This is a genomic window from Halobacillus sp. ABH2_015, assembly GCF_056158945.1.
On the sequence record NZ_JBSWUG010000002.1, the window covers coordinates 3,342,284 to 3,365,309 of the forward strand.

Genomic DNA, 23,026 nt, shown 5'->3' on the forward strand with positions numbered 1-23,026 from the left:
CCTTACTTGGAAGATCCGGTCTGTTGTTCCACTTTTTTATTCGCCGGTTCGGCTGGTTTTTTGTTCGTTTTACGGATAAAGTCGGAAATCAGCTTGTAATAAGCGTTTGCCATCATCCAGATGCTTTCTTCCTCATCCTCGAAGAATTCAATATTAAATCCGTCCAGTTTATTGTTCAACATCTTGATGTATTCCTTAAGAACGGCAGAGCCTCCACCAACAAAATAGCAGATTTCCGTCTGGGAATTTTTCTGCCACACGTTGCGCAGGTATCGGTATTGTTTCTTAGCCAGTTCAAGGAGAATACGATCGGTTATGTCATGGACACTTGTACGGCTCCCGCGAACCATAATGTGGTGACGGTCGTTCTTCCTCGTAATAATATCGACTACGTCCCGGCGGCTGTCGAGTTCCACTCCATGCTTCGTCAAAATTTCATCACGAATCATTTCCAGCGATTCAGAAACACCGAGGTTGAATCCCTGTGCCTTGTCATCATCCACATTACGGTTGCGGATGACCGCGATATCTGTGGATAATCCACCAATATCCTGAATAAGAATCTGCTTGTCCACAAGCTCCTTGTTGATAATGTTCAAATCATTATCCATAACAAGGTTGACATAGGCGGCGAAGCCTTCCGGATAAACTTTCACTTCGTCAAACTTAAGGTTGACTTTCATCCCCTGGTATTTAGGGGTTACTAAAAATTCAATCTGGTGGACAGATCCGAGGAGCTGGGAACGGTATCCTACGTCCTTCCCTTCTTTGACTTCACGCAGGGGAAGACCCGTACCGAGCGTATAGTTGGCTTCTACTACATTATTTTTAGCTTGCTGAGATCCTTTTCCAGAAACCGCATCAAGGGCAAGGGACGCAAACAGCATAATCAGGGTCTGATCTTCTTCCGATTTATAGCTTCCTGGATCAAGCTCGGTGGAGTTTGTTGTTTTTGTCGCCAGATTACCTACGCGGTAAATCGCATTATTTTCCCTGAGGGCAGGGGAATGCACCCGAATATGTAGATTATCGAGTGGATTTTTATCATCCAGATCCTCAATCCCGATAACCGGGCGGTCCTCCAAATCTCTCGCTACTACGTTAGGAATATAAAGGGAAGATTCCAGTTTCCCGAAGTTTGCTTTCAAAGCATCATTACCAACATCAATGGCTGCAATTCTTGAATGTGTCATAAACAGTTCTCCTTTTATAAGTTATTTAAATGACCTCTCCTTAGTTAGAATCTATTAAACTATCAGAGAATAGTCAATCCTCCTTTTTTCGTGTTCATTTATGCATACAAGTAAACAATACTGTGTACTTGCACACATAATTGCACACTTCCTTTTATGACGGCATGTACACGCTTTTGTACGCATGCAATCATAAACGCAAACAAAACGTTTTCTTTTTGTACACTTGCAAACATTTTTGTATACATAAGATCATTTTTACGTTTTTTACATTTTTCTACACAAAATCACGGACTGAGTTTTCATCACTGTTTCTATTACATGGACTGAGATCCATAAAAAGAAGACGATGCTATCTGCATCGTCTTCTTTTTACTGCTTCATATAAGTACTGAACAAATCCTCCAACTTCTTCGTTAAAGCCAAAGTCATCAACCCATTGCCCTCTGCTGTTTTTGAATATCCAAGAGGAGTCGTACGTTTGATAAGCTGGGAGAATATTTCTGATTCTGTCATCGATCGATTGAATTGCTTCTCAACTAATGGAATAAGGAGAGCGAGTCCCCCGGAGACGTGAGGCGTGGCCATTGATGTACCAGAGAGCCTCGCGTATTTTCCTTCTAAATAGGTGGAAAGGACATCCACTCCGGGAGCCACAAGATCAAGCTGGGTGTTCGTATTCGTAAAATCAGCCAGTTTCCGCCGTTCATCTACGGCTCCTACTTGAATGACTTCATTATATGCTCCAGGGTAACCGTACTCCATCGTGTCTTCCCTGCCATCTCCCTCGTTACCAGCAGCACAAACGACGGATACATTTTGGCTGACAGCGTTTTTAACAGCTTCTCTCAAGGCTTTTGTATCTTGAGGACCTCCAAGTGACATGGATATGACTCTCACCCGTTCCTGATTGGGTCCTCTCCAGTTAACGGCGTAATGAATGGCATCAATAATCCATTCATACTCCCCTCCCCCATCCTCTGATAAGACCTTTAAGATGAGAAGTTTTGACTTGGGTGCCGTTCCTATGACACCTTCCCCATTCTCTACGGCAGCAATGGTCCCTGCTACATGTGTCCCATGGCCATTGTTATCTGAGTAATTATCAGGATCCCCTCCATAATCATCCGTAAAGTTATGTCCATCCAGGATGTTTTCTTCAAGATCAGGATGATCAAGCTGACAACCTGTATCAATGATCGCTGTAACGCTTCCATTTCCTTGATCCGATTCTTCCCAGAGGCTTTCAGCTTCCACCATCTGTATACCTTTCGGCCGCTCGTTTGTTGTTTCTATAATCGCTTCTGTACGGTACGGAATCAATTTCATCCGACTCATGGACATCCTCCTCCATTATGGTAAAGGGTGTTGGTGTACAATCTTGGAGTCATTCTTCCTTTCATTATAACATCCAGATATACCCACCTCGGACAGGTTTTTGAAATAAGGACCTTAGAATCACAAATGATATAAAGAACATATGTATTTTATATTGAATCCAACGCGCAATGGAGTATAATGAAAGAAAGTTCTTTATAAAGAACAACTATTCAAGGAGTGACCTTGCCTTATGTACAGGAAAATATGTCATCATTGCCACAGGGCATCCTACAGCTGTCAGAACGAACATTGGACCTGCCCCTTATGTGGCAGAGATTTAAGCCGTCAGGCACGCTTACCAGTTCCATTACATACATCAGGCCACCGAGGCATCAAGCAGTATAAGAAGCAGGCAGCAATGACAGGGTCATCACCGGTTTGAAAAGTATAAAAAAGAGCTGCACCGATTCATATCGATACAGCTCCTCTCACTTATGGGAGATACTTTCTAGGGTTTACAGAGTTTGAACGGCTTCCATTCCAGGAACCTTCGTGAATTTCGAAGTGAAGGTGCTGTCCTGTAGAATCACCGGTACTCCCCATATTACCTAGGAATTGGCCTTGAGAGACCGTTTGACCGGCAGATACAGCCGGTGTACTTCTCAAGTGTGCATAAACAGTTGTGAACGTCTGACCGTTCATATAGTGGGAAATCATAACCACGTTTCCGTAACTGGATGAATAGTTTGCCCGGATAACTGTACCTGATGCGGATGCATGAATCGGAATCGTGCCTCCGGCAGCTAAATCAATCCCTGAGTGAAGACGAGGCGTTCCGTAAATCGGGTGGATTCGGTTACGGTCATATTCAGATACGGCCGGTGCGTTAGCAGGCCAGATGAATCCTGAGCTGTTGCTGCTGGATGACGAACTGGACGTGCTTTCAGACTCACTTGAATCAGATGAGCTGGATTTATCCGAAGATGAAGAATTGGAAGAGGCACTGCTTACAGTCTCCTCTGCTTTTTCTTCCTCAGCCGCTTTTTCTGCAGCGGCTTCTTCAGCTGCGGCTTTTTCAGCTGCAGCCTTCTTTCTGGCTTCTTCTTCAGCTTTACGCTTCCGTTCAAGTTCGAGCTGGCGCTGACGCTCGATTTCCTTTTCAATAGCGGCTTCCTGTGCAGCAAGCGTTTCCTGTTCTTCTTCCACGCTGACCATGTGGTTATGAGCATCTGCTTCTTCCTGCTCAAGTGTGGACATCAAGGCTTCCTTTTCTTCTTTCTTACTTTCAAGCTCCTGCTTTAATGTTTCAAGCTCGGACAATTTACTTTCAAGGGAAGATAATTCCTCTTCCACCTGGGCTTTTTTTTCTTCCACAGCCTGCTTATCAGCAAGATGCTCTTCCAGAATTTCCTTATCCTGTGTAGCAATCGTATTCAGGCTCATGACACGCTCCAGGAAGTTTCCGAAGCTTTCAGCGCCCATGAGAACATCAAGGTAATCCACGCTTCCACCATTTTGATGCATGGATTTCACCCGTTCTTTAAGAAGTTCATCACGCTCTTCAATCCGCTTTTCAAGCTCCGCAATTTCTTCTTTCAGCTGATCGATGTTCTCTCTTGTCTGTGCGATTTCATTTTCCTTCGTCTGGATCTTATCCAGTGTATCCATCGTCTGCTCGTCCAGACGTGCAATCTCAGCATCTACTTCATCCTGATCTTCCTGAAGCTCAGCGATTGTATCTTCTTTTTCTTGAATTTCCTGCTCATTTTCAGACTGCTGTTGTCTATTCTCTTCCAGTTTCTCCTGATTTGTTTCAGCATTCACCGTTGTTGAAACAGGTAAACCGGATAGAATCAGACCGGCAGTAAGAGCGGCAGTTATGATTTTTGATTTCACTCTTCTTCCTCCCCCGATTCCTCACCTGTGTGTATGATTCATCTATTTTTTAAACCTTCAAATACTTACGGATGGACGTAAAGCTTCCCCAAAGTCCAATGGTGACCCCCATCAGGACAAGCAGGGCAGATACTTCAAAAACAAACGGATAAACCGGCAGTAAGTCTATAAATAAAGTAGGATATCTGGCCGTAATCTCATTGTAGAGAGCCTCATAACCAAAGATCACAAAGGCGATAGGTAAAATCGACCCGAGAATTCCGATTAGGATACCTTCGAATAAGAAAGGCCAGCGTATGAACCAATTGGTCGCTCCTACCATTTTCATAATCTCGATTTCACGTCCCCTGGCTACGATAGTGATCCTGATTGTATTCGCAATCAAAAACATCGCTGTAAACAAAAGTCCTGCGATAATCGCCAGTCCGACGTTTCTGGCTACATCCATAACGCTGAACAAACGTTCTACGGTCTCTTTGGCATACTCGACTTTGTCCACGTTTTCAAAGCTTTCAATCGATTCAGCTACCTGAATCGTATCCTGTGGATCTGCCGTTTTTACTACGTAAACGTCATTCAATGGATTTTCATCTTTGAGAGATTCAAAGGCTTCCCCTTCATCTCCCATGCTGTTGATCAGGTTATCCAGGCCTTCATCCTTCGACTGGAAATTCACACTGGATACACCCGATACGTCTTCCAATTGACCCTGCAGGTTCTCACGGCTTTCCTCATCTGCGGTACGGTCGATGAAAACACGGACTTCGACGTCTTCCTCGATTTGTTCTCCCATATCATTCAAGTTCAGGAGAAGTGTCGCGAAAACTCCTACAAGCAGAAGGGTTACGGTTACCGCTGAAATGGAGGCTACCGACATCCACTTGTTTCTCGTTATGTTTTTGACGCCTTCTTTTCCGTGCCGGCCGAACGTTTTAAATTTCATAATTCCTGTCACCCCGGCACTTCTGATTTATAACGGTTTGAAAGTCCCTCATCCTGCCTGCGTCTTCGGTTATACGGTGATGTGTTTCAAACAATTTCTATCACTTCCTACCAATCTTTCATATTTGTTGATCTATGTTGTAAAAAATTATGTAGTCTCAGTCGTCTCGTTCAATTACCCTACTAATTATATCAAATATATTCGCTAAATAAAGACAAATTATTATTACATTTGTGTTTCATAAGTTTACAGAACCCTGTAATATCAGGGTTTCTTTTCGACATCATCCGTCATATTCACGAGTCTTTACAGGTAAATATAATCAGGTCTATAGACCCTGAATAAGCATAAAAAAATAAGCTGTCCTTGTAGAAAGACAGCTTATTTTTTCAGGTGATGATTCTTTAATTTTTCAATTTCCCTCTTGAGCAGGAGGTTTTCCAGTACTACGGAATCGTACGACTTCCTCGTCCGGGCGTCCGGATCCAGGTTTACTTCGTACCATGATTTTCGGAGCACGGCATCCACCGGGCTCGTCTGTTTAATCTCAGCCGAAGGGTAGAGTTTCTTGAGACGTGTCACCTCTTTTTCAGACAAGCGGAGTTCCCTGAAGAAGATACCTTCTTGAAATGACTCGAACAAGAATCGCTCAAACGCTTTTTTTGCCAATGCCTTTCCCCCTCGAGTGAATCGTCTTAGTTATATATAAGACGAAACGGGAAGGTTCATGACTTCTGGAATACAGATTCTTTTACTACGGCATGGGCTACGACTTCCATGGGATCAAGCAGCGGCACAGGAAGATGGTAGGGTTTTAGAACCAGACCGATTTCTGTGCAGCCGGAGATGATCACTTCTGCGCCCTGATCGAGCAGTTCCTCAGCAGCAGCTTTTAAAAGGGAGAGCGGTTCTGCATCCGTGTTGCCGCTTTTAATGCCATTGCTTCCATAGATGGATTCCATCACTTTCTCGTTCTGTGTCACCGGGCGCGGTTCAATAACATCAAGGTGCCCAAGGTGCTTTTTGAACAATCCGGTCTGCAGTGTGCCGGACGTTGCCAGCACCCCGATTTTACGAACCGCGGGATAATGATCCTCGATGTATTTTTTTAACTCTTCAAAAGCATTCATAAGTGGGAAGGATACGGCTTTTTGAACATCTTCGATAAAATAATGGGCTGTCATACACGGAATACAAGCCACATCCACATTTACTTTTTCCAGATTTTTAGCGGCATCGATCATTTGCGGGACAGGATTTTCCCCGCGCCCGGATATGGCCGCAGTACGGTCCGGGATTTTAGCATTGCTGTCAATAATCACACGGTAATGATCCTGATCCTTTTCGGCCTGTGTCGCGCGGATAATCTTCATATAATATTCAGCCGTAGCCTCAGGTCCCATCCCCCCGAGTATGCCGATAATTTTGTCGTTCATCGTCTGCCTCCTTACAAAAGACCCGATACGTGGCTGAGAAGCCATTCACAGAACACCGGCCACCCGGTTTTTCAACGGTTTGAACAGCTGATCTTCGTCGATGTCTGGTCTTTTTGTACTTAACTGTTCTAAAGCAATCTTTGCGCCGGGATCCATGCCCTGACATCCTGCAAGCAGCAGCACATCGTTTTCCTTCACTTCAGATATAGCGTGGTTCACAGCGTCATCAAGCTCTTTATAAAGATGGACTTTGATGCCGGCTGCATCCATTGCTTCTTGGAACACACGGACCTCTTCGTCCGTCACAACATCCTTCTCAGTCACATGAGAATGGCTCACTGTAGCAATGATTTCCGTCAAGCCAAGACGCGGAGCCCATTCAACAATGGCATTCGCGTTCTCTTTGTTCACTGTGACCCCGCGGCTTCCACGGATAGCATAAACAAGTTTCAAGTCTGAGTAGTCCATCTGCTGCAGCGTACTCAGTGTAACGTTGATATTTCCATAGTTGGCGAAGTGATCATCCAGCATTTTGAAGTCATCTTCAAAAACCATTTCAAAGCGGCGCTCCACCCCGCCAAAGCCTTTAATCCCGGACTGGATCGTTGGAATCGGTACCTCATTCAGAAGTGCAGCTGCAATGGCCACCATGGAATTGTAAACGGAATGATAACCCGGCGTGGACAATTCAATATCGAATTCCTGTGGAGCGTACCCGGTATTCCCGACAGAGAACGGGCGGCGGATTTCCACTGTGAACTTAGCTCGTCCCGTTGAAAGATCAAGATTCTTACAGACGAGATCCCCATCGGCGGTTTCCACACTGAATGTAAGGACATTGGCTTTCGTTTCTTCAACTAAGGATGCCGAATAGGAATCATCCAGGTTCAGGACTGCCCAGCTCCCTTCAGAAGCGTTCCGGATCAAGCTGGCTTTACTGTTAAAGTATTCCTCAAAAGATCCGTGAAGATCAATATGCTCTCTGCTGATATTGTTCAATGAGACGATATCAAAATCGACACTGCCCACCCGGCTTAAATCAAGGGCGGAGGATGAAACCTCCATCGTTACGTGGGAAACATCCTGGTTTCTCATTTCTGCAAAATATCTGTGCAGATCCAGCGATTCAGGTGTCGTCAGCTTGGTCGGTTCGGAATAGTCGCCGTATTTCACGACTACGGTCCCGATCAATCCTGTTTTCAATCCGTGCTCTTCCAAAATGGCATCAGTCATAAAGGAAGTGGATGTCTTTCCATTCGTGGCTGTAATCCCGATGGTTTTCATAGCCTGGGAAGGGTGGTTGTAGTAGGCATCGCTTAACGCAGCCAGAGCCTGACGGCTGTCCGCGACGCGGTATTGAGGAAGATCGCCCCATCCGTCCTGGTAATCTTCTACAACTATTGCTGCTGCACCACTCTGGACCGCATCTTTCACGTAGCGGTGCCCATCCGTCTTAAAGCCTTTAATGCAGACGAAGACGTCCCCTTCGTTTACGTTTTTAGAATTGTAGGCAAGTCCCTGGACATATATGTCTTTATCATTCCAGGCTTCCAACACTTCAATCGATGATAATAACTGATTAAGCATAGCCATTGTTATCTACCTTCCCTGCTCATTTTTGACTGATTTCCATTTCGATGATCATCCGCATATATGTTTCGTACACCGCAGAACGTTTCCTGCTGTCCCCCGGCATATATTTCCTGTTTTTCTACGCTTTTTTCGTCACACGTCCAGCGACGAGGCGTGCCAGCTTCTTCCCGAAAGCAAAGGCCGGTTTCGGGTCTTTCGGGTCCCAGATTGCATGGGCTTTCGGTCTGAAATAGGATTTCATCACACTTTTCGGGGAAAGCTGACCCGTCTTGATATATTCCCTTACGGCAAGAAGATCCTCATAGGCATACCAGAATACGATGTTTTTATCCTCACGTACAGCTTTCGGCTCAAGTGGACGGCCTGTAAGCTCCCGGTAGGTGATATAAGGAATATTGATTCCTGTCTTCTGCAGCAGGTGGTTTAAGTTTGTAATCCTCACATTGATTTCAATCAAATAATACTGCCCTGTTTCGGCATCTTTTTTGAACTCGATTTCGGCAAATCCTTTGTACTGGATCCCTTCGAGGAATTTCGTTCCAAGCTCGTACAATTCCGGAACGTATTTCTGCTGAGTGTAGACAGAGGCCCCATAATTCACAGGAAACTGCCGAAGCTTCTGGCAGGTCACCCAGTGGGTCACTTTCGAATCCTGATCCAGATAAGCATCAAATGTGTACATATGATCGTCAAAACCAGGAATGATGCGCTGTACAATCACTTCGATATCTGCCGCTTTCGCCTCGTTGACTTTCTCCAGCAGTTCCTCCTGATTGTGTACCGTGAAGAGCTTTCTTCGAAACTTGGCCACAAATGCCGGTGAATCCACCGGTTTGACAAGGCACGGATACTGAATGTCCTTTTCCACACGCTCTACGAAATTCTCTTCATCGACATTGACGGTCTCAGGAACCGCCACCCCATGTTCAGAAGCCAGGGTATGAAGCGTTCCTTTGTCCATTATCTTAGTATATAACCCCTGTTCCTTTTGAGGAATAAGGAAATGTTCCCGTAATTCCGGCAGATGTTCATCGACGAACTCCACGTACGGATCGGCTGTCGGAATGAGAACAGGAGGACTGTCCTGTTTCTTAGCATAATCCACGAGGAAAGCAGCAAGTCCAGCCGGATCTTCTTTATAGTGAGGTCCGATCAGCGCTTCCGAACAATATTTAGATTCCAGCCCGTAAGCCCCTTCCCACGCGTAATCCACAGCAGCAACATGGACACCATGAATACCCAGACACCGGATTGTACTCAGTCCAATATAATAATTCGCACCTAAAACGACCGCTTTATTCGTCATGAGATATCCCCTTTTACCTTTTTATTAACTATACACGACCCGTAATCTAAGGCGTGAATCTTCCGATATGTAAACATATATATTTTACCACAATCCACGGGGGAACAAAACGCAAACCGGTTCCCGGCATAGAAAAGGCGGCCCGGACACGGGACGCCTTCAATCTTTCTATCTATTTGGCAGATGGCGGCTGAACATCCAATGGATTGGACGGAGCAGCGGCTGTTTCCTGTCCGCTTTTGCGGAAACGGCGCACCCACGTATCAGCTGCATACATCACTAAGAACAGAAGCAGGACGGTCAGTGACAACATCGCAAATGATGTAACCATTGTTTTTCCCCTTTATTCGTTAAATTTCCTCAAATCACTACAAATCCTTATATATAATACCAAATATACGGCTGTTGTAAATGTTTATTTCTATTTTCTCCAATATTCTATGGATTCTTCAAAAAAGCCGCCTTCCATGTAAAGGAAAGGCGGCCTGGAATCAGGACCATTCAAACTCCCAGTCTTCTTTTAAAATCAGGTAGGAGGCAAAAAGGCGGTCCTCTCTGTCCAGATGGTCTGCACGGTCTTCCAGCTGCAGTTTCGGTAAAAGAATTGCTGCAACATCTTCCGTTAACTCTTCCTGTTCCACGGCATTCAAACCAGGGTAGCGGTGAACATACGTCCGAAGCAGTTTCCAATCTTCTTTTGAAAACCGCTGGCGTTCCCAATCTCCTATGTGCACCGTCTGCGCCGTAATGTTCCTTTCCCTGAGAAGCTTGTTCAGCTTTTTATCCGAACTCTTCTCTGCCTTTTTCTTCTTCTCATGGATGACAATCGTTCCAGCTACCACATCACCAAGACGTTTGTGGGACGGATGGAAAAAGACCATCAGCATACCAAGCAGGTAATAGAAAGGAAGCATATCAATAATCCGGAGCAGATTTCGAATGAGAACAGAAAGAGCGGTCGGACGTCCGCCATTCTCCCTGACCACTCGCAGTCCCAGAAGCATCTTGCCCGGCGTCCTTCCGTTTGCAAGCCATTCAAATAAAAAGAAGTACCCCCAGTTAATAATAAAAACGATCACAATGATGACAGCAACGATCACGCTCTCTGCCTGCCAGAAGTAAACACCCATGTAGTTATCCATCAGCAGGATGACTGTCAGCAGACCGGCATTCATCAGCGTAGTAATCAACGTATCTGTAATCTGTGCCGCTCCCCGGCTGCCCAGTCCAGCCAGTCTGAAATTAAGAGTCACATGCTCCGGTGTTTTCACTTGTACATTTTCCTGCATACGCCATCTCCTCTCCCGGGTTTCCATTAAAGGCAATCTTGCTTATAATTAAACTACGTTGTAAAAAATTTCCGAGCGGCAGGTGACCCTATGAATTATCGTACATTTATCTCGCAGAACCGCCAGGATTGGAAGCGGCTGGAGAATCTGATCCATACGCTGCAGCAGAATAAGAAAAAATGGACAGCCGGGCAAGTGGAGGATTTCCAGCGGACATATCAGAAGGTTACCCAGCACCTGGCCTTCAGTCAGACGTACTTCCCTGAAGAAGAGAGCACGGATTACTTGAATACGCTGACATCAAAAGCCCACAACACCCTGTATCAGGAGCAGACCTCCAACTGGAAACAGGTGAAGCATCTGTTCGGCCACACCTTCATCCATCTTCTTCGTGAGCAGTGGGCGTTTGTCATCATCAGCATGTGCCTGTTTCTTCTTGGAGGAACGGCTGCGTTTACAGCCGTCTACCAGGACCCAATGAGCCTGTACACGATACTGCCCGCCAACATCGCTCAAAACGTGGACCCGTCACAGATCGGCAGTGACGGTGGGGTGAATTCACCAGTGATGTCGGCTGAAATTCTGACCAACAATATACAGGTGGCCTTCCTTGCGTTTGCCGGTGGTGTAACCTTTGGTCTGGTCACCGTCTATGTGCTTATTTTTAACGGCATCATCGTCGGCGCGCTGGCCGCTCTTTTCTTCACCTACGGAAAATCCTATGATTTCTGGGCCTATATCGTCCCTCACGGAATCATCGAGCTGACAGCCATTTTCATTGCCGGCGGAGCCGGACTTCTGATGGGCTTTAAATTATGGGTCCCCGGCTCACGAACCCGTGCCTATCAATTGAAAACGAACGCCTACCGCTCCGTGCTGCTGTTAATCGGAACGCTGCCCTTGTTTATCATCGCCGGGATTATTGAAGGATACATCACGCCTTCTGCACTGCCGCTTGAAGCTAAGTATGCTTTTGCTGCACTGACTGTGATCGGACTACTCGTCTATATCGTTCTTGGAAGCCGACCGCTTAAAGCAGCCCGCGGTTCATAATATCAATGTAATAGGATACCGAGGCGGATGCGAGAGCCTCTTCCGGAGCTTCAACCATCGGAAGCCCACGGCTCTCCCAGCGTCTCATTTCCTCCTTTTTATCCATCAACTGCTTCTGTGCCATACTTTTCACCATTGTGGATGCAACATCTTCCGGGATGCGCCTCGCAGCCTCATCCACTGTCCTGTCCTCAATACCAACCATAAGAAATAAATGGGCACGCCTTAACCTCATCAAGTAATGCAGCGCTGTTTCTTCATATAGAAACGTGGTGACATCGCTGAACAAAAGATAAAGGCTGCGCTTATTTTGGACGGATTGTAAATATTGAAAAGCGGAGGCGTAGTTCGATTCATAACCTTCCACCTCCAAATGATAGACTTCCTGTAGAATGGTCTGCATATGGGCCATTCCTTTTCCAGGAGGCACATAGACATGAACACGCTTTGAAAAAGCAGCCAGAGAAACATAGTCGCCTCGCTTTAAAGCCGCCGTTGTTACAGTAAGAGCCGCTTCCAAGGCTTTTTCGAGGCGGTTATTTTCTTCAAGCTCCACTCCCATCATTCTTCCGCAGTCAATAAGGATCGTCACATACTTCCCATGTTCCGGCTCATATTCATTCATCATGAGCTCCTGCTGTTTCGCCGTCTGGCGCCAGTTAATCTTTCGAATGTCATCGCCTGTCACGTACGACCGGATCTGACTGAACTCTCCTGAGCCGACCCGGTCTTTCCTAATGCGGGTTCCTTCATAAAGCAGAAAACGCTGGGCATCTTTCAGAAAGTGCCGGCTGCCGCTTAAGTCCGGGATGACACGCACCTTCATTTCCTGATCGACACGTCCCTGTCTCGCCCACAGGCCGATGGATGAACACCAGCGATAGGAAATGGACGGAAGTCTATAATCGCCCCGTTGTCCGGCCGTAAACGAAAACGGGAGGTCTTTTCCTTCTCCTCCCTTGATCCATCCTTCCAGTGGAAAAGGTCTGGAGAACGATGGAGGAAAATGATCGATCACTTCTACAAACATCCGGTGATCCGAGTTGTTTTTTATGACAAGGGCAGCTTCACTCTCTAACCCACGTTCAATCTCCTCCTCCATTGAACGATGGAAGTGAATTTGTTTTTTCCCTGGCATCAGCATCAAATCCAGAAGGCTGAGGAGAAAAACGACAGCATTTAAGGAAAGCAGATACGGCCAGGGAACACCCAGGGCCGCCAGTCCTGTCACTAAAACCAACAGCACAGCTGCAAGAAGAAGCAGCCTTCGCGTTGGTACGATCCCCCTATCGCGGAACAGGAACAGATCCCACCAGCTCCTGAATGATCTGGTCATAGGTGGCTCCCTCCAATTCCATATGAGGCGCAAGTAAAATCCGGTGCCTCAGTGCAGGTACGGCTACTTTCTTCACATCGTCCGGTGTCACATAATCCCGCGACCCTAAATAGGCCCAGGCTTTTGCCGCACGTGCCATCGCTATAGCCGCCCGTGTACTCGCCCCGTTCCGGATCGTATCCGTCTCTCTTGTTTTCCTTACCAGCTGTGTGATGTACTCATAGACGTCATCCGTTACGGTAATCGCTGCAATCTCCCTGCTTACCTCCTGGAAGATATCCATAGACAGAACGGAAGTGGTCTCAGCATCAGCTGTCCCACCACTGACGATACTCTTTATAACATTCACTTCTTCTTCGAGAGCAGGGAAATCGACAGTCAATTTAAACATAAAGCGGTCCTGCTGCGCTTCCGGGAGTGGGTACGTGCCTTCAAACTCGACCGGATTCTGTGTAGCCACAACAAAAAACGGAGCAGGAAGCGTATAGGTATCCCCCTGGATGGTCAGCTGTTTTTCCTCCATCGCCTCAAGCAGTGCCGCCTGTGTTTTAGCGGGCGTACGATTGATTTCATCTGCCAGAAGAACGTTTGTAAAAACCGGTCCCTTCAATGTTTCAAACATGCCGGACTTCATGTTGTAGATCATGCTCCCTGTGATATCACTCGGAAGCAGATCGGGTGTGAACTGAATGCGTTTGAAATCGCCGCCAAGCAGGTCAGCGAGCGTCCGGACCATTTTCGTCTTCCCTGTACCCGGCACACCTTCCAAAAGGACATGGCCTCCGGAAAATACCGCTGCCAGCATCAGGCGGAGATTTTCCGACTGTCCGATGACTTTACTTTCGTAGGATTCGATTAATTGATGGATCTGCTCTTTCATCTGTCCTGCACCTCTTTCCTCATCTGTTCAAGTACACCTGACCATTCCAGGTAGGATTTTTTATCGACATGACTTTGATGTTCCAGCGGTTCAATCCGGCGGGACATCGTCGTCCACCTTTCCAACGAATCCGGGTCGATCCGCCCGTCCAGACGCTCTCTCGTTTCTTCCCATGATATGTGGACCGGTACACCGAAGCGCTCCTGCAGCAGCTGGCGGATATAGGATTCCTGGATCGCCAGCGACTCCCGGTAAAACTCCCCTTTTTTATACCAGCTTGCAACGGCCTGAAGACGTTCATCCCCAAAGCGGACGACATCCTCCCGCGGTGTGAAGAATGGGCCGAAACGCTTCCCTTTCCACCACAGCCAGGCCAGCGTCAACAAGGCCAGCTGAAAAGTGAAAAACAAGAGCCAGGAAGGGTAAACACCTGCTTTATCAGCGAACCCGTTCCGGGTATGTATGTATTCATCAAACCAAAGACTTCCGCCGCTGCCCGCTGTATCCATAAGTTTCGTGACAAGGGTAAAGTGATCCTTTTCTATTATCCGGTCGTTAACAAGCCAGGAGGGCGTTAAACCGACAATCAGCCTCCCCTCGCCGTAAGATCGTTCAATGGCAACCGCTCCACTTTCGTCCTTCAGCAGTATTTTATCTGCTTCCCCGGTCTGCAGCCGGTGGGGAGCAGGGATATCTGCCTCATACTGATTTCCGCCGGCATCTGTGATGAGCGAAGATCCCTGGTCGGAATCCGGATACTCAACAGCCACATCAAAATAACCGGCCGGATGCTGTTTCATCAGCCAGATGGTGTTGCCCGCCTCCATCCACTCCTTGTACCGCTGCATCTCCTCCCCACTCACCGTCGTCACAGGCTCCGCCATCAAGAGGGTCTGGGAGGTACCGGCCGCCGGAAGCTGTCCAGGGGCTGCATTCCAGCGCGCGGCATCCTGATCCCGCTCTTCCAACAGCGTGTAGAACCCCTTCAATCCGTTTGGTGCCGGAGATTCGGATGTGTACGGAGGATAGACTTCCGGTTCTTCTTTTGAGCTCCAGTAAATGACCCCGGCAAACAGAAGGAGAGCCGCTCCGATTCCCAGCCATGTTTTCCTTTGGTTCATCAGGCCTCCTCCTTTCTTCCTTCCTTCACATACCATGCTGCATCAGAACGGAAGGTATGGTAGTCCTTTTCATTCAGCAGCCGCTCTCCGTAGGTCATCTGGTCATACATTAAGGCCAGACGGCGGAACGCTTCCACATAATCCGCTCCGGTATGAGCTTTCAATTCCTTTTCATAATCCCCATTGGTTTTCCATGACTGCACATCTACAAACCCTTGATCATCAAAATGAAGCAGGAGCCCCAGAAAAACCTGACGGGCCGCAGCAGTCCATTGTTGCTGTTCCGCCCATTCATCTGCCTGCCGCCAATGACTATCGAGCGAAAGCGGTCCTTCTTCACCTGGAAGAAACGTCCGGTTACTACGGGCATGCTTTTCGCCCGAGAGTCTGCTGAACAGCCGGAAAGCCAAAAACACGAGAACACCGAGGCCGATGGCTCCAATGAAATACAGCACACCATCCACCGCAGATCCTGTGATTTCCGCCCCGGGAAAAAGAGTTTCCAACAAGTCTCTGACCCATGCGGAAAGCAGTTCGCCGATCCGGCTGCCTGCACGCTCCGGCTGCTCTTCATACGCTTCATATTCCGTCCTGCTCAAAATATCGCTCAAGTGTTCCTTTTCCTGCTGTATTGCGCTCATACTGCCACCCACCTTCAGCCCTTCGCAGATTACGTGTTTTTATAGGAAGCAATCATATCCTTCAAGTCTCCGCCCTCATTCCGGGTCTTCAAATCGTACAACAGGACCGTGTAACCAACCATTAAAAACAATGTTCCGAGGAGTGTAGACAGGTCGGTCAAAAGTTTGCCGGCTACACTTCCTCCAAGAAGAATAATGGAAACCGCATCAAATATAGAAGTTAGCAGGAATATGATGATGCCGAAGACAACAAATAACCCGAGCGTCGCCCAGAATCTTCCTTTCGTTAATTTCCAGCTTTCTGTGAACCCAGGCGCTGCTTTTTTGTAAACAACCGATCCGAAGAACATACTCAGTCGTGTTCCAAAAAAAGCGAGCAGCGCGATAAAACCGAGGACGAGGAGAATGATCGGAATAAATCCAGCTCCGTCTCCAGCCGCCAGGGTCAGTCCGATCCCGCCAAATCCAATGACAATAAAGAAAACGAAAAAGACTCCAAAGACGATGACCCCAAGCAGCAAAGAGCTTCCAATCAACGGCCAGAACCTTGAAAAGGCCCCTTTTACTGCTGTTTTTTTCGTCCAGCTTTCTCCTTTGATGACTTTGCCGGCTGCAATGATGACCGCAGCCTGAGCCATTGTATAGAGCACGAGATTCAAGATGGTGTTCAACCCCAGGTACACCATTTCCATTCCAATTCCCAGGTTAGCAGCAACCGAAGCTTGTATGTTTCCCGCACTGTCCAGGTTGTTCATCAGCTGCTCTCCGAATCCTCCGCCGGATGTTTCGCGGAAAAGATCAATACCGCTTACAATCATGAACAAGTAATCGACTATGAAAATCGGGCCGATTAAAAATAACAGCATAAGAAATAAAGACGGGAAATGCTTCTTCGATATGCTGAACGATGTATCAAGAATTTCCCCAAATGATTTAGGTTTCAGCTGTGTTGGTTCCATAACCTTCCTCCTCTATAAGCATTTACTATTAGTTTAACACGGAGAAAGGGTTATTTTGACAAAAAAAGACAATGATCTCGTGATAGAATCATAGGAACGTCCCCGTAAAGGAGGAAAAGGATGGACGATATCCAGCTGCACAACTACCAGCACGTATGGCCTGAGATATTTGCTGAAGAAAAGGCTGAAATCTTGAGCTTTCTTGATCAGGACTACCCTGTCGAGCATATAGGGAGCACAGCTGTCTCCGGGATGAAAGCAAAGCCGGTGATTGACCTGATGCTCGGTCTTCCCCGCCTTGATCTAAATGGTTCCTTCATCCATGCTCTGCAGAAAGCCGGCTATACATATGTGCCAAAGCTCGAATGGAAGGAGCGGTATTTTTTTCGTAAAGGAGAGCCGGGGAACGGAACGTGTCCCCTTCACATCACAGCGTATGAAGGAAACGAGTGGCGGGATAAGCTTGCCTTTCGCGACTATCTCATGAAACATCCGGAAAAAGCCATGGACTATCAGAGGTTGAAAAGCCGCCTTGCCGTCACACACAAAAAGAACCGCTCCCGCTATACCGCAGCGAAGGAACCGTTCATTCAGCACATCCTCCATCTCGCTGAAAAAGAAAGCTGACACCCGTGTGGGTGCCAGCTTTCTTTCATGATAACTTCTGAAGATATTGGGCGGCCGTTTCGATTCCTTTTGTGAAATTATCCAGATGGAAGTGTTCATTAGGGGCATGGAGATTCTCTGTCGGAAGACCAAAACCCATCAATACGACAGGGGCATCCAGGACACGTCCAAATACTTCCACGATGGGAATGGATCCGCCTTCTTTCGGAAACAGCGGACGCACCTTGTAGACATCCTCATAAGCCTCTGCCGCAGCCTGGATAAAGGAGTTTTGAGAATCCATGGCGACAGGGTCCGCTTGAATGAATTTCTCCAGACTGACTTTGGTCCCGGCAGGCTTATGCTGCTTCACATGGCGTTCTATTGATTCATAAACCGCCTGTGGATTTTGATCACCAACGAGACGGCAGCTGATTTTGGCGGAGGCTTCCTTTGGAACAATCGTCTTCAGTCCCTCGCCCTGGAAACCGCCTGTCATGCCATTGATCTCGAGCGTCGGGCGGATGCCTGTTCTTTCTTTAAATGAAAACCCGGCTTCTCCGTAAAGGTCGTCTATATCCAGTGCGCGTTTCGTTTCTTCTTCGTCAAAAGGAACGGCAGCGACTTCCCGGCGGAGTTCTTCGGTCGGTTCCGGAACGCCTTGATAAAAGCCCTCTACAGAGACTCTCCCCTCTGAATCATGAAGGGAATCCAACAGGTTGACGAGCGAATGAACCGCATTCGGTACGCCGCCTCCATATGTACCAGAGTGAAGATCAGAGTTTGCGGTCCGGACCGTCATTTCCATCGCCAGCGCCCCACGAAGGGAGGTGCAGATCGCCGGCTGGTCTTTGCCGCTGAAGGAAGTATCACTAATCACGACAGAATCACAGGATAAACGCTCTTGATTTTCCTCAATGAAAGGACCGAGATGCGGACTGGCCACTTCTTCCTCCCCTTCGATGATAAACTTCACGTTCACAGGCAGCGCTCCATGCTCTTTCATCAGAAGCTCGGCCGCCTTGATATGAATGAACAGCTGGCCCTTGTCGTCGGTCGCTCCACGTGCATAAATCCTGCCGTCTTTGATGACCGGCTCAAACGGCGGTGTGTCCCAAAGGTCAACAGGGTCTTCCGGCTGGACGTCATAGTGACCGTACACCAGCACGGTCGGCTTATCAGGGGCATGGAGCCAGTCACCATAAACAAGTGGATGACCATTCGTTTCGATGACTTCCACATGCTCCATTCCGGCCTTTTCCAAAGCTTCGGCGGTCCATTCCGCCGCCCGGCGAACCTCTCCTTTATATGCAGACAGCGACGAAATACTCGGTATACGCAGATACTGCTTGAGTTCTTCGATAAATTGTTCCTTATGTTGTTCCACAGCTTCTCTCACTTTATTACCTCCCTTTTTCAAACCATATCCTCATTATACATGATGCAGACGGCTGTCCTTCTTTCTCCCATTGTCATCCTGCAGAAGAAAACGGACGGTGCAAGTCGAATGCACCGTCCGGATGTACTTCTTATATAAGAGAGATAATAAAGCTGATTACTACTATTAAGCCGATAATCATCAGGATCGTACGAATCATGCGATCACCTCATTGTGTTTGGATTTTCTTTTACTATTCCCTTAATCCTGCATTTTTGAAACAACGAAGAAAAAAAAGCTGCCGGAAAAATTCCCCGGCAGCCTGAGAACGGACAAATCCATCCTCCATTTTATTTTTTACATGACTTCACGATCCCAGAAGCGGTGGGCGGCAACAGCTTCACCAAACTGTTTGGCGAACTGCTCTGCGTTGTCTCCTGTAATGACGCCGCTTTGGCCGTCCATATCGTTCTGCTGCACATATTCCACACCTTCGTGAGTCGCTCCAATTGGTTTGAAGTGCATGAACGCTTCAGACAGGAAGTTACCGGACTGTTTGGCGAACGTTTGATCCGCATCAGCACCTCCGACAGCATAAATCGCATCATAAAGAACGGAATCCACCGTGAGGAACGTATGGTCCACTTTCAGTTCTGAATTGTCATCACCTTTCAGCATCCCTTGACGGTTACTGATAATGTTTGTGATGATCCCTTGGGATTCCAGCTGCTCCAATGTCTGTCTCACATCCTGACCATTAAAACCGTCAGCAAGAATGACACCGACCGTCCTCGTTGCCGGAGAGTGAACCGTATTCGCCTGGCTGAGCGCCGGGGAAGATTTCGTCACGTTCGAACCACCGGATTCCGGAGGGGTTACACCGATGTTCTTCGCAAAAGACTGGGCGAGCTCAAGGCTTACGTTGGAGAACATCTCTACGATTTTCTCACGCACATCCTCACTCTGTACTTTTCCAAGTTCAAAGCTGAATGCATTGATGATGTGATTCTTTTCATGATCACTCATGCTGTTCCAGAACAGGGTCGCCTGGGAGAAGTGATCCTTAAAGCTTTCACTTCGTGCACGGACTTTATGGCCGTCCACTTTTTCCTGATAATGCTCAAAGCCGCCTTCTGCTTTGCTCGCAGGTGCCGGCGTGTTGCCAGCCAGACCATTTTTGTGATAAGCCACAGGTCCTTTATTGATCGTCTGACGTCCATAGCCGTCACGCTGATTGTTAAAGAACGGGCAGACCGGACGGTTGATCGGCAGTTCGTGGAAGTTCGGGCCGCCGAGGCGGATCAGCTGCGTATCCGTGTAGGAGTGAAGACGCCCCTGTAGCAGCGGGTCATTCGTAAAGTCGATGCCTGGTACAAGATGGCCCGGGTGGAAGGCGACCTGTTCGTTTTCAGCAAAGACGTTATCGACGTTGCGGTTCATCGTCAGTTTACCGACGATTTCGACAGGTACGTCTTCTTCCGGCCAAAGCTTCGTCGGATCAAGAAGGTCGAAGTCAAACTTATATTCATCTTCTTCCGCAATCACCTGGAAGCCAAGTTCATATTCCGGATAATCCCCGTTTTCAATAGAGGTCCAAAGGTCACCCCGGTGGAAGTCCGGGTCTTTTCCATTAATTTTCTGAGCCTCGTCCCAAACGAGGGAATGCGTTCCAAGAACAGGTTTCCAATGGAACTTCACAAAGTGTGCGACGCCTTCTTTGTTCACAAGGCGGAAGGTATGTACACCGAAACCTTCCATCATACGCAGACTGCGTGGAATGGCACGATCGGACATTGTCCACATCACCATATGCGCAGATTCCTGGTTATGGGCAACAAAATCCCAGAACGTATCATGGGCGGATGCCCCCTGCGGCATACCGTTATGCGGTTCAGGCTTAACAGCGTGAACTAAATCGGGGAATTTGATCGCGTCCTGGATGAAGAAAACGGGAATGTTGTTTCCTACAAGATCAAAGTTCCCTTCCTGCGTATAGAATTTCGTAGCAAAACCTCGGGCGTCACGAACAGTCTCCGCAGAGCCCTTGGACCCCTGCACGGTAGAAAAACGTGTAAACGTCGGGGTTGTCTTCGATGTATCCGTCAAAAAGTCAGCACTCGTGTATTTTTCAAGTGATTTATATAATTGAAATTCTCCATGAGCAGAAAAACCTCGGGCGTGCACAATACGCTCAGGGATACGTTCATGGTCAAAGTGGGTCATTTTTTCGCGAAAGTGAAAGTCCTCCATAAGAGTAGGGCCGCGCTCACCAGCTTTGAGGGAGAATTCATCCTCAGATACTTTCACTCCCTGGTTGGTGGTCATATGTTTACCAGAATCATCTACTCTGTACTGATCCAGCTGCTCATCCTTTTTTGTACGCTTGTCGCTCATTGTGCTCCTCCTCTGATTATGTTTAGAATGGTAAGTAAAAAATAACCATTACAATCTAAAAGTACCCGAGGGTCCGACAACTTAAACGACATTATTATTATTTTTAGAAAACAAAAACAATGAATCAGGTAGACCATAAAAAAAGGGGGACATCGTTGTCCCCCCTTTTTGATAGTTAAGGCAGCTGCGTCGTACCCATCAAGTAACGATCACATTCACGGGCTGCTTCACGGCCTTCATTGATTGCCCACACAATCAAGCTTTGTCCGCGTCGCATGTCGCCCGCTGCAAACACGCCATCTACATTGGTCGTGTATCTGCCATATTGTGCAGCTACATTGGAGCGGACGGTCGTTTCTATGCCCAGCTTCTCAATGAGATCCTGCTCCGGCCCGCTGAATCCAATCGCAAGCAGGACAAGGTCCGCCTTCCACACTTTTTCCGTCCCCGGAATTTCCGTACGTACTTTGTTCCCTTTTTCATCATAGGAAAGAGCGACATCAATGGTATGCACTTCCTTGATGCGGTTGTTCTCGTCACCGACGAATTTTTTCGTCATGACTGCATAAGCTTTCGGATCTTTACCGAATTCAGCTTCCGCTTCTTTCTGCCCATATTCCACACGGTGGATAATTGGATACTGCGGCCACGGGTTTGTTTCATTATCGCGGACGCTGCTCTTCTTATCGTAGATATCAAATTGGGTCAGACTTTTACATTCATGGCGCATGGATGTGGCCATACAGTCTGTTCCTGTATCTCCCCCGCCGATCACGATCACATTCTTACCCTTGGCACTGATATAGTTGCCGTCTTCATGGTCCGAATCCAAAAGACTTTTCGTATTGGAATGAAGGAAATCCATCGCATAGTGAACGCCTTTCAGACTTCTTCCACTTACGTCGATGTTCCTCGGTGTCGTAGCACCGCCGCATAGAATGACCGAATCATATTCTTCATTCAAGCGGGAAACAGGGTAGTTACGCCCTACCTCTGTGTTGGTCAGGAATTGAATGCCTTCCTGCTTCAGAATGTTCACACGGCGTTCCACGACGGAGTACGGAAGCTTCATTTCCGGAATGCCGTAGGTCAGCAGTCCGCCGACACGGTCATTCCGCTCGTATACCGTCACCCAGTGCCCGGCTTTGTTCAACTGCGCAGCGGCAGCAAGGCCGGCCGGACCGGAACCGACAACCGCCACTTTTTTACCTGTGCGGGAGGCCGGCGGCTGAGGAGTTACCCAGCCTTCCGAAAAACCTTTTTCAATGATTGAACGCTCTACACTACGAATCGCAACAGGCGGCTCATTTATGCCAAGCACACAGGCGCCTTCACATGGAGCCGGACAGGCAAATCCGGTAAACTCCGGGAAATTGTTCATTTCATGTTCTTTCTCAAGAGCTTCCTTCCATTTCCCTCGATAGACGAGGTCGTTCCACTCGGGAATCAAGTGATAGACCGGGCATCCAGTCGTAATGCCGTTGATTTCCATTCCGGAATGACACGTCGGAACGCCGCAGTCCATGCAGCGGGCCCCCTGCTTTTGTACTTCTTCATCTGAAAGGGGAAGCGTGTAATCTTCCCAGTCTTTCGTTCGAACTTCAGGATCACGCTCAGGTATAGCCTGGCGCGTATATTCCATAAATCCAGTTGACTTTCCCATCAGGTCTCCCCCTCCGCTG

Annotated in this window: 21 protein-coding genes; 3 read left to right on the plus strand and 18 right to left on the minus strand. The window is 47.7% G+C overall.

Going from position 1 to position 23,026, the window contains the following annotated elements:
* Nucleotides 1–2: 2 nt before the first annotated feature.
* Both ACXAD6_RS17315 and ACXAD6_RS17320 read right to left on the minus strand, forming a co-directional pair.
* On the minus strand, nucleotides 3–1,193 hold the full coding sequence (locus ACXAD6_RS17315; protein ID WP_474969961.1) for an Alp7A family actin-like protein: 1,191 nt from the start codon (nucleotides 1,191–1,193) through the stop codon (nucleotides 3–5).
* Nucleotides 1,194–1,565: 372 nt separating this feature from the next.
* Nucleotides 1,566–2,531, minus strand: coding sequence for a S8 family peptidase (locus ACXAD6_RS17320; protein ID WP_474969962.1), 966 nt, complete (start codon nucleotides 2,529–2,531; stop codon nucleotides 1,566–1,568).
* Nucleotides 2,532–2,701: 170 nt separating this feature from the next.
* Between ACXAD6_RS17320 and ACXAD6_RS17325 the strand changes: the two genes are divergently transcribed.
* Nucleotides 2,702–2,854 carry a hypothetical protein gene (locus tag ACXAD6_RS17325; RefSeq protein WP_474969963.1) on the plus strand — a complete coding sequence of 51 codons (153 nt, stop codon included), beginning with the start codon at nucleotides 2,702–2,704 and terminating at the stop codon, nucleotides 2,852–2,854.
* A gap of 151 nt (nucleotides 2,855–3,005) precedes the next feature.
* Here the strand turns inward: ACXAD6_RS17325 and ACXAD6_RS17330 are convergent, their stop codons facing one another.
* The 8 genes from ACXAD6_RS17330 to ACXAD6_RS17365 all read right to left on the minus strand — a co-directional run bounded on the left by ACXAD6_RS17330 (nucleotide 3,006) and on the right by ACXAD6_RS17365 (nucleotide 10,976).
* Nucleotides 3,006–4,409 (minus strand): murein hydrolase activator EnvC family protein, encoded by a 1,404-nt coding sequence (locus ACXAD6_RS17330; protein ID WP_474969964.1) that lies wholly within the window; start codon nucleotides 4,407–4,409, stop codon nucleotides 3,006–3,008.
* A 49-nt stretch (nucleotides 4,410–4,458) separates the two neighbouring features.
* Entirely contained in the window at nucleotides 4,459–5,352 is an 894-nt protein-coding gene (gene ftsX, locus ACXAD6_RS17335) for a permease-like cell division protein FtsX (RefSeq protein ID WP_474969965.1), read from the minus strand.
* A gap of 381 nt (nucleotides 5,353–5,733) precedes the next feature.
* Nucleotides 5,734–6,021: a hypothetical protein gene (locus ACXAD6_RS17340; RefSeq protein ID WP_474969966.1), complete on the minus strand. Its 288-nt coding sequence runs from the start codon at nucleotides 6,019–6,021 to the stop codon at nucleotides 5,734–5,736.
* 56 nt (nucleotides 6,022–6,077) lie between these two features.
* Nucleotides 6,078–6,788, minus strand: a complete 711-nt coding sequence (gene cuyB, locus ACXAD6_RS17345) for a cysteate racemase (protein ID WP_474969967.1) — start codon at nucleotides 6,786–6,788, stop codon at nucleotides 6,078–6,080.
* 45 nt (nucleotides 6,789–6,833) lie between these two features.
* Nucleotides 6,834–8,381 (minus strand): Mur ligase family protein, encoded by a 1,548-nt coding sequence (locus ACXAD6_RS17350; protein WP_474969968.1) that lies wholly within the window; start codon nucleotides 8,379–8,381, stop codon nucleotides 6,834–6,836.
* A gap of 118 nt (nucleotides 8,382–8,499) precedes the next feature.
* Nucleotides 8,500–9,687, minus strand: a complete 1,188-nt coding sequence (locus tag ACXAD6_RS17355) for a carboxylate--amine ligase (protein WP_474969969.1) — start codon at nucleotides 9,685–9,687, stop codon at nucleotides 8,500–8,502.
* A gap of 172 nt (nucleotides 9,688–9,859) precedes the next feature.
* Nucleotides 9,860–10,018, minus strand: a complete 159-nt coding sequence (locus ACXAD6_RS17360) for a hypothetical protein (RefSeq protein WP_156896539.1) — start codon at nucleotides 10,016–10,018, stop codon at nucleotides 9,860–9,862.
* A gap of 160 nt (nucleotides 10,019–10,178) precedes the next feature.
* Nucleotides 10,179–10,976: an RDD family protein gene (locus ACXAD6_RS17365; RefSeq protein WP_474969970.1), complete on the minus strand. Its 798-nt coding sequence runs from the start codon at nucleotides 10,974–10,976 to the stop codon at nucleotides 10,179–10,181.
* Between the two features lie 90 nt (nucleotides 10,977–11,066).
* On the opposite strand from ACXAD6_RS17365, the gene ACXAD6_RS17370 reads away from it, so the two are divergent.
* Nucleotides 11,067–12,029: a stage II sporulation protein M gene (locus tag ACXAD6_RS17370; protein ID WP_474969971.1), complete on the plus strand. Its 963-nt coding sequence runs from the start codon at nucleotides 11,067–11,069 to the stop codon at nucleotides 12,027–12,029.
* On the opposite strand, the gene ACXAD6_RS17375 is transcribed toward ACXAD6_RS17370, so the two are convergent.
* Genes ACXAD6_RS17375 through ACXAD6_RS17395 form a run of 5 tightly spaced genes read right to left on the minus strand, consistent with a single transcriptional unit; the run spans nucleotide 12,007 to nucleotide 16,966 of the window.
* Nucleotides 12,007–13,365 carry a DUF58 domain-containing protein gene (locus ACXAD6_RS17375; RefSeq protein ID WP_474969972.1) on the minus strand — a complete coding sequence of 453 codons (1,359 nt, stop codon included), beginning with the start codon at nucleotides 13,363–13,365 and terminating at the stop codon, nucleotides 12,007–12,009. The two genes, ACXAD6_RS17370 and ACXAD6_RS17375, sit on opposite strands and share 23 nt — an antisense overlap.
* Entirely contained in the window at nucleotides 13,316–14,245 is a 930-nt protein-coding gene (locus ACXAD6_RS17380) for an AAA family ATPase (RefSeq protein WP_474969973.1), read from the minus strand. Before ACXAD6_RS17380 ends, ACXAD6_RS17375 begins: the two co-directional genes overlap by 50 nt.
* Complete coding sequence (locus ACXAD6_RS17385) at nucleotides 14,242–15,366, minus strand: DUF4350 domain-containing protein (RefSeq protein ID WP_474969974.1); 1,125 nt, start codon at nucleotides 15,364–15,366, stop codon at nucleotides 14,242–14,244. Before ACXAD6_RS17385 ends, ACXAD6_RS17380 begins: the two co-directional genes overlap by 4 nt.
* Nucleotides 15,366–16,007 carry a hypothetical protein gene (locus ACXAD6_RS17390; RefSeq protein WP_474969975.1) on the minus strand — a complete coding sequence of 214 codons (642 nt, stop codon included), beginning with the start codon at nucleotides 16,005–16,007 and terminating at the stop codon, nucleotides 15,366–15,368. Before ACXAD6_RS17390 ends, ACXAD6_RS17385 begins: the two co-directional genes overlap by 1 nt.
* A 29-nt stretch (nucleotides 16,008–16,036) precedes the next feature.
* Complete coding sequence (locus ACXAD6_RS17395) at nucleotides 16,037–16,966, minus strand: hypothetical protein (protein ID WP_474969976.1); 930 nt, start codon at nucleotides 16,964–16,966, stop codon at nucleotides 16,037–16,039.
* Between the two features lie 120 nt (nucleotides 16,967–17,086).
* Between ACXAD6_RS17395 and ACXAD6_RS17400 the strand changes: the two genes are divergently transcribed.
* Complete coding sequence (locus ACXAD6_RS17400) at nucleotides 17,087–17,593, plus strand: GrpB family protein (protein ID WP_474969977.1); 507 nt, start codon at nucleotides 17,087–17,089, stop codon at nucleotides 17,591–17,593.
* 25 nt (nucleotides 17,594–17,618) lie between these two features.
* Here ACXAD6_RS17400 and ACXAD6_RS17405 read toward each other — a convergent pair whose 3' ends face one another.
* The 3 genes from ACXAD6_RS17405 to ACXAD6_RS17415 all read right to left on the minus strand — a co-directional run bounded on the left by ACXAD6_RS17405 (nucleotide 17,619) and on the right by ACXAD6_RS17415 (nucleotide 23,007).
* On the minus strand, nucleotides 17,619–18,971 hold the full coding sequence (locus tag ACXAD6_RS17405; RefSeq protein ID WP_474969978.1) for a dipeptidase: 1,353 nt from the start codon (nucleotides 18,969–18,971) through the stop codon (nucleotides 17,619–17,621).
* A gap of 336 nt (nucleotides 18,972–19,307) precedes the next feature.
* The gene (locus tag ACXAD6_RS17410) at nucleotides 19,308–21,344 is read right to left on the minus strand and encodes a catalase (RefSeq protein ID WP_474969979.1); all 2,037 of its coding nucleotides are present in this window, start codon (nucleotides 21,342–21,344) and stop codon (nucleotides 19,308–19,310) included.
* Nucleotides 21,345–21,519: 175 nt separating this feature from the next.
* Nucleotides 21,520–23,007 carry a glutamate synthase subunit beta gene (locus tag ACXAD6_RS17415; protein WP_474969980.1) on the minus strand — a complete coding sequence of 496 codons (1,488 nt, stop codon included), beginning with the start codon at nucleotides 23,005–23,007 and terminating at the stop codon, nucleotides 21,520–21,522.
* Nucleotides 23,008–23,026: the final 19 nt, after the last annotated feature.

What these genes read in the sequence shown, in the direction of transcription:
- ACXAD6_RS17315 (WP_474969961.1), bottom strand. Translation starts at nt 1,193, where the DNA reads ATGACACATTCAAGAATTGCAGCCATTGATGTTGGTAATGATGCTTTG.
- ACXAD6_RS17320 (WP_474969962.1), bottom strand. Translation starts at nt 2,531, where the DNA reads ATGAGTCGGATGAAATTGATTCCGTACCGTACAGAAGCGATTATAGAA.
- ACXAD6_RS17325 (WP_474969963.1), top strand. Translation starts at nt 2,702, where the DNA reads ATGGAGTATAATGAAAGAAAGTTCTTTATAAAGAACAACTATTCAAGG.
- ftsX (WP_474969965.1), bottom strand. Translation starts at nt 5,352, where the DNA reads ATGAAATTTAAAACGTTCGGCCGGCACGGAAAAGAAGGCGTCAAAAAC.
- cuyB (WP_474969967.1), bottom strand. Translation starts at nt 6,788, where the DNA reads ATGAACGACAAAATTATCGGCATACTCGGGGGGATGGGACCTGAGGCT.
- ACXAD6_RS17350 (WP_474969968.1), bottom strand. Translation starts at nt 8,381, where the DNA reads ATGGCTATGCTTAATCAGTTATTATCATCGATTGAAGTGTTGGAAGCC.
- ACXAD6_RS17355 (WP_474969969.1), bottom strand. Translation starts at nt 9,687, where the DNA reads ATGACGAATAAAGCGGTCGTTTTAGGTGCGAATTATTATATTGGACTG.
- ACXAD6_RS17360 (WP_156896539.1), bottom strand. Translation starts at nt 10,018, where the DNA reads ATGGTTACATCATTTGCGATGTTGTCACTGACCGTCCTGCTTCTGTTC.
- ACXAD6_RS17365 (WP_474969970.1), bottom strand. Translation starts at nt 10,976, where the DNA reads ATGCAGGAAAATGTACAAGTGAAAACACCGGAGCATGTGACTCTTAAT.
- ACXAD6_RS17370 (WP_474969971.1), top strand. Translation starts at nt 11,067, where the DNA reads ATGAATTATCGTACATTTATCTCGCAGAACCGCCAGGATTGGAAGCGG.
- ACXAD6_RS17375 (WP_474969972.1), bottom strand. Translation starts at nt 13,365, where the DNA reads ATGACCAGATCATTCAGGAGCTGGTGGGATCTGTTCCTGTTCCGCGAT.
- ACXAD6_RS17380 (WP_474969973.1), bottom strand. Translation starts at nt 14,245, where the DNA reads ATGAAAGAGCAGATCCATCAATTAATCGAATCCTACGAAAGTAAAGTC.
- ACXAD6_RS17385 (WP_474969974.1), bottom strand. Translation starts at nt 15,366, where the DNA reads ATGAACCAAAGGAAAACATGGCTGGGAATCGGAGCGGCTCTCCTTCTG.
- ACXAD6_RS17390 (WP_474969975.1), bottom strand. Translation starts at nt 16,007, where the DNA reads ATGAGCGCAATACAGCAGGAAAAGGAACACTTGAGCGATATTTTGAGC.
- ACXAD6_RS17395 (WP_474969976.1), bottom strand. Translation starts at nt 16,966, where the DNA reads ATGGAACCAACACAGCTGAAACCTAAATCATTTGGGGAAATTCTTGAT.
- ACXAD6_RS17400 (WP_474969977.1), top strand. Translation starts at nt 17,087, where the DNA reads ATGGACGATATCCAGCTGCACAACTACCAGCACGTATGGCCTGAGATA.
- ACXAD6_RS17410 (WP_474969979.1), bottom strand. Translation starts at nt 21,344, where the DNA reads ATGAGCGACAAGCGTACAAAAAAGGATGAGCAGCTGGATCAGTACAGA.
- ACXAD6_RS17415 (WP_474969980.1), bottom strand. Translation starts at nt 23,007, where the DNA reads ATGGGAAAGTCAACTGGATTTATGGAATATACGCGCCAGGCTATACCT.